Raw genomic sequence first — 513 nt, 5'->3', positions numbered from 1 at the left:
CCTGTTCCGTTGATACCTATCAGCCCAAGCTTCTCTCCATCATTGATACTGACTGATATATCATTAAACAATATCTTTTCACTGTAGCTTTTTGATATTTTCTCTGCAGACAAAACATTCATTCAAAAATCCCCTCGTTAGCCAAAATCGGTACATGGTTATTAAATTCCATGTACCGATATTATATACTAATACCATTTGAATAGCCAGTGGTGTTAGAAAACCCACTCTATATGCTGCAAACATCGTATACGCCAAGTCAAAATTAAAAGCACATTACACTCCCTTTATAAGAGCAAAAATATAGAGGCATGCCGGAAACCTACATGCCTCTTTTCAGCTTTATAATCTTTTAATCTTTAACAACAAAATGTATCTTATAAATATTTGATGTACCATCTTCTGCTTTTACATATACTTTTGCAGTTCCCGGCAAATATGTTGCCTGAACCACATTCAATGTAGCTTTAGAATCATTTGCTACAGCTGTAACTGTAGGAATGTCATCATCAT

Source organism: Acetivibrio cellulolyticus CD2 (assembly GCF_000179595.2).
Classification (GTDB): Bacteria; Bacillota; Clostridia; order Acetivibrionales; family Acetivibrionaceae; genus Acetivibrio; species Acetivibrio cellulolyticus.
This window is presented reverse-complemented; position numbering follows the sequence as displayed.